The organism is Psychrobacillus sp. (assembly GCF_056205495.1).
The window spans coordinates 1-5,702 of sequence record NZ_JBAEAP010000307.1; the positions used below are offsets into that span (position 1 = coordinate 1).

Genomic DNA, 5,702 nt, shown 5'->3' on the forward strand with positions numbered 1-5,702 from the left:
ACATCTGAAATAGTAACTTTACTCTATACATCTCTACTCAAAAGCATCCCATTTTAAGGTCCTACTTTCCCTGTGATTGTAGCGGCAGGTGGCGACTCCAACGGGATGAGTGGGACAGATAAGACATCACAACCACGCGCGGTAGCGATGGGTGATGGCTTATCGCTCACCCCGTGGAAAGCGTCCGCCTAAAGCGTAAATCGGCGATTTTCTATTCACCTATATTCGATTAAGCGATGAGCAATTATTATATATTAAAAAGCAAGAACGTTGATTCCTCTACGTTCTTGCTTTTTTCGTTTTATTAATATTTTTCAATCGTTACGCCCTGATAGTAATGCTTGAGTATGCGATCGTATGTCCAGCCAGCCTCTGCTCGTGCTTTGGCACCATATTGACTCATACCGATACGATGTCCGTAGCCTTTCCCGTTGACTGTCACCGATTGAATGCCCGTTTGTACAGTATCTGTGTTCACAGTACCGCTACTAGTTTGGATGCTTACCGATCCTTCTGGAATCGTTACAATACCGTTAGCTGTTTGAACGGAAACACCAGTCAGCGAATCCACAGGAGTTGTTCCATTAGCCTGTTGCACAGTAATATCATTTACTCCTCCACCAGTTGGTTTTGTAAACGCAACGTCGAACCAGCTTGACTTCAAGGATTTATTGCTTGCATCTAAGAAAACATTACGCATTACTGTTTCATTACCTGTTATAGTTTTCTCTCCTGCAGTGGTTACAGCTGTTACGGCTGTTACTTCACCATTTGCTCCACCTTTTGTCAGCTTAATATCCAGTAGCTGAGCAGTCGGGCTAAAACCAAACTTCGTCAAAATATTGGATACCGGAATTTGTACAGACCAGTTCTTGTAAGGAGATTGTTCAATCGAATCATCGACTGATACAAATTGGGGTACCTGTGTAGAATTCCAGACATCACCAATATTCGCTGTTCTTCCACCACTAGTAGAATAATAGTAAGCCTGTACAAGCTTACCTTTATATTTAACTACTAAATCCCTCGTAGCATCTACTGCTGCATTTGAGTTTTTGTGCTCGGATGTATAGCCTTTATACATTTGATCCTTAGTCGTGCTACTTAAGATACCGGCTTTGCTTAGAGTGTAGCTACGAGCTGCTACCGTTTGAGCTTTTAGCGCTTCTAAATGCCACGATGCAGGAGACTCATTTGGAATAACTCCCTTTAAGTAGTTTTCTAAATCAAGTCTATTCACAATTTGTACATTGGATCCTGATTTCACTACATTGAAGCTTCCTCTATATTGTGTGCCGTTTGGTGTCTTACCAAGTGGCTGAGAGACGACAGATGATAAAGTTGCGTCTTTAGCAGGAACCCAAGAGGATACCCCTTGTTCGTCCGTAATGGAGTACCAAAGCTCTCCATTCCCATTTGTAAACTCCGTTACATATTTTGCCCCTTGGAACGGTTGATAGGATTTTACAACCGCATAATCAGCGGTTGCACCCTTTCTGCCTTCAACAGGAGCTCTAAAAACAACTATTTTTTCACTTCCTGTCACAGCATGTAAGGCATAGCCTTGGGAGGAGTACATAGTTGCCCCCATTTGATAAATGGAAACCTCTCCATTGACTTGGGAAAATGTTATAGGTGTATTAGGCATTGCAAAGAACATTTCTTTAGTTGTAAGATTTTCTAACTTATATACACCATTTAAAGTCAAAGAAGTTGTAAAGGTATTGTGTACCTCGACTTGGATTTGCTTCGAATAGGTCTCTTGCTTGTATGCAAGTGCTGTATTAGCTGACGCAAAGCTCAAAGAAACAGCCGCTAATACTGCTACAAATTTTTTATTCAATTATCTCACCTCAGTTAACGTACTTAGTACCCAACCTTTGTTTCCTTTTGGGGATTGAACATTGTACCACGTTTCACCTTTTGCATTTTTAAAAGAACTTATGTATTTTAAAGAAGTTCCTTTTACTACTAGTTCGATAGAAGCATAGCTAGTTGTAGCGCCTTTACGAATGTTTACTGCTTCTTTTGTAATGACAGAGCTTGGTGTTACATTACTTGGCTTTGTTGTTGTAACGTCTCCAGAGTGAACCCACCCTTTTACAGTTGAAGATACTTCTACTCGGTACCATAGGTTTGCTCCCGTACCGTGCTGATCAATTACATTTAATGCTTTGTTTGCTGTAAATGTTGCAAGTACCTTGTAATTACGTGTAGCTCCGCTATGAACCTTCACGCTGCTAGCATTTGTGTATACAACTGAAGGTAAAGTACCAGGTGTAGGTGTTTCAGGTGTTGATGGAATAGGCGGAATTACTGTGCCACCCTCTGAAACTGCTTTTTGCAGTTGCTTAATCATAGCGTCCTGCTCAGCAACCTTCTTTTCTAAAGTTGTTACTTTTGAATTTAACGGATTCAATTGAGATTGCACCCAATCAACCGAAGCTAATAGTAGATTAGAATTTGCCTTTGTAGAGGCAGGTGTATTAATTGCAATTAGAAAGCTTAAGCCTAATACAACACCAATCGTTGTTAGTATTTTCTTTTTCATTTTTTTCTTCCTTCCTATCTTTTATTGTTTTATCGCTAGAAATGACTAATGACTAATGACCCAATATTTCGACAAAGAATTTATTCAAAAAAATGGCCGATATGTCCTAGGAATCACTCCTAGGATATTTATCGGCATAATTTCCTATTACTTAACAATTATTGATTAAAGAAGTCTTGTAATCCTTTACGAATACCTACTGCTGCTTTTTTACGGAAAGCATCGGAAGCTAATAATGCCTCTTCCGAAGGGTTAGAGATAAATGCAAGCTCCACTAACACAGAAGGAATCTCATTCATGCGGTTAACATAGAATGTTTGTTGTTTTACTCCTCGATTATATGTTCCAACTTCTTTCACTAGATTTGCTTGAACGCTCTTCGCTAATGTAAAGCTCTTTGGACCGTTAAAGTTAACTGACGTATTGTAATAAGTAGTAGTTCCTTTAGATGTAGATGAGAATGAATCTGCATGGATACTGATAAATGCATCATAATCAGAAGCATTAGCAATATCAGTTCTTTCTTTTAGTTCTAAAAATACATCAGTACTACGTGTTAAGGTTACAATTGCTCCAGCAGCCTCTAGCTCTGCCTTCAAGAATTTAGCAGTGCCAAGGTTTACATCTTTCTCTCTAGTGCCTTTAGGACCTACTGCTCCCGGATCCTTAGCTCCATGACCTGCATCAATAATGATTTTCTTACCAGCTAATCCTTTGGCAACTACCTTGATCGTTAACTCTTTATCGTAATCTCTTATTGTATACGTATAGTTAGGATCAAATGTAACAGTTAATACCGAAGTACCTCCTGATACTGTATCTACCTTCATGCTTTTTACTCCCTTTAATCCGGAAGCAATTGTATTAATACTAGATAGATTGCCGTTAATTTTTAATACATTTGCAGATGGCATTGTATAAGTTATCTTAAAATTAGTAGGTTTAGTCCATACTAAATAATTTTGTCCGTTACGCACTTCAGTTCTTCCATTAATAAGAGAGACTGGTGATGCATCTGATACTAAGGATGCTTGAATCCAACCACGTTTTCCACTTTGTGTTTCTACATTTAACCAGCTGTTTAAAGTACGTAAGATTCTTAAAGGAGAGCTAGCTGTGACAGACTCTACCTTTTTAGATGTGGCACTTGCACTGCCGAATACAGTAGAAGCTTTTGTTGCATATTTCGTAGGAATACTATCACTTACCTCAAAGTCAGGAATCCAGCCTTCGACTGCCCCTGCTTTAATATGTAACCAATTAGTCCCGTCTGTACCATTTAATTTATTTAACACTGTGAAAGCTGTATTTATAGGAAGTCCCTGCAAAACAGCAGAGTTAAACTTACTATCTGCATAAACTAAAGCGTTAAATCGCTTAATAGTTCCAGTTTCTCCATTACCTGGAGTTGTTACTGGGGGTTCTATCGCGCTATCCACTACGTTTACTACAGATTCATGAAGCCAAGCTTCCCCACTAGTTGTGCCAACCTTGTACCACTTTTCATTGTTTGTATCTAATGCATAATGGGTAGAGATAAAAGAATCGTTTAATCTAGATTGAGTAACAACGTCATAAGACATATTAGGGCCTGAACGCATATTTGCTACAGAAACAGAAACTACTAGATTCGTATTTTGTTCTATAACTTGTCCGCTGTCCGGTGTTTCAGTTGGTGGTGTTTCTGGTGAGGTAGAAACACTATCGAATGCTGCCCCAGATATCCAGCCTTTTTTGCCCGTGGCATAAGTTACTTGATACCATTTTTCTTTTGCAGCATTTGTAAACTCTTGATGAACTGCTAACTCTGTTCCTACGTTAATAGTTGCAACAACTTTATAGCTTTTAGTTGCCCCTGAATGTACAGTAGAAGCTTTTACCACTGTCTTAGAATCACTTGCTGCTTCTTCAAAAGCAGTTGCTTGGATCCAACCCTTTTTCCCAGTTGCATAGGTTACCTGCATCCATTTTTCTTTTGCAGCATTTGTAAACTCTTGATGAACAGTCAATGTAGTGCCGGCTTTGACAGTAGCAACTGTTGCATAGCTTTTAGTTGCCCCTTTATGGACGGTCGATTGATTTACTACCTTCATAGAGGTACCTGTCTCTCCATTAGTAGCATTCAATAAAAATAGATCTGATAAAACCCACCCTTTTTTCCCCTGATATTCTACATTAAACCAAACTTCTTTTTGAGCGTTTGTAAAACTACTTAAAACTTTCAAGGAAGTTCCAGATGGAATAGTAGATAATATTTTGTAGGAAGTAGTTGCACCGCTTCTCATATGAGCCGCAGATTTCCCTATTTTTTGTGAAGAACCAACATAAGAATTTCCATTAGTAGTAGAGTTTCCTCCAACCGCATTTGAAACCTCTTTTACGTAATCGCTTATTACCCAACCCGACATAGAATCGGCCTTTACTTTATACCATAATTCACCGCTAGAATTTGTAAAGCGGTCAATTATAGTAACTAGCTGTCCATTTTGGACTTTTCCAATGCTAATATAGCTAGTTGTCGCTCCTTTTCTAATATTAACGTTATTATTTGTTATTAAAGCCTTAGTTGATAGTTGAGTAGACGTGATTGCTGTGTTTGAGGCAGCATATGTGTGAACTGTATCACTTGTCAGAAGATTAATGGGCAAAAGGACAGAAGTTGCTAAAACAGATGATGCTATTACTTTTTTCATTTTTTCCTCCCTGAAACGTGTATTTTCTACATTTTAATGCAAATTTTACTATAAAACAATCCAACAAATGTATTAATAGGCATGAAATATACTCGAGGAATAGAAAAAAGAGTAAAATGAGGAGTCCATATGGACTCCTCATTTTACTCTCCAATTGTTAAGTCAGTTACTTTAGTTGACTTTTTTGAATCAGTTTGGGCATTATTACCGAAATCTTTTAAGTTTAGTTTTAGTTGCTCACTAAGTTCCTCTAAACCTTGTTCATCTGGTATGAAATAATAGACGCCTCTACGTGTATCATCTACCCCTTTAAGCTGAAGCTGCTCGATTGGTGAAGACTTAATCTTTTGGTATGTCTTAATTAGACCAAGATATTCGGAAGAAGGAATATTAGTTTTCACATTATTTCCTATATCTTCAATCATATCATCTATTTTAGTAATGTTTGATATACTCGT

Annotated in this window: 3 protein-coding genes and 1 pseudogene; all 4 read right to left on the reverse strand. The window is 38.2% G+C overall.

The window, feature by feature from the left end; translation table 11 throughout:
• Positions 1-304 precede the first annotated feature (304 nt).
• The gene (locus tag AC06OU_RS08975; RefSeq protein WP_475855302.1) at positions 305-1,843 is read right to left on the reverse strand and encodes a SpoIID/LytB domain-containing protein; all 1,539 of its coding nucleotides are present in this window, start codon (positions 1,841-1,843) and stop codon (positions 305-307) included.
• A complete protein-coding gene (locus AC06OU_RS08980; RefSeq protein ID WP_475855303.1) occupies positions 1,844-2,551 on the reverse strand; it encodes an SH3 domain-containing protein in 708 nt (235 codons plus the stop codon).
• 158 nt (positions 2,552-2,709) lie between these two features.
• Positions 2,710-5,244, reverse strand: coding sequence for an SH3 domain-containing protein (locus AC06OU_RS08985; protein ID WP_475855304.1), 2,535 nt, complete (start codon positions 5,242-5,244; stop codon positions 2,710-2,712).
• A 143-nt stretch (positions 5,245-5,387) separates the two neighbouring features.
• Positions 5,388-5,702: pseudogene (locus tag AC06OU_RS08990) on the reverse strand (LCP family protein); the annotation flags it as partial.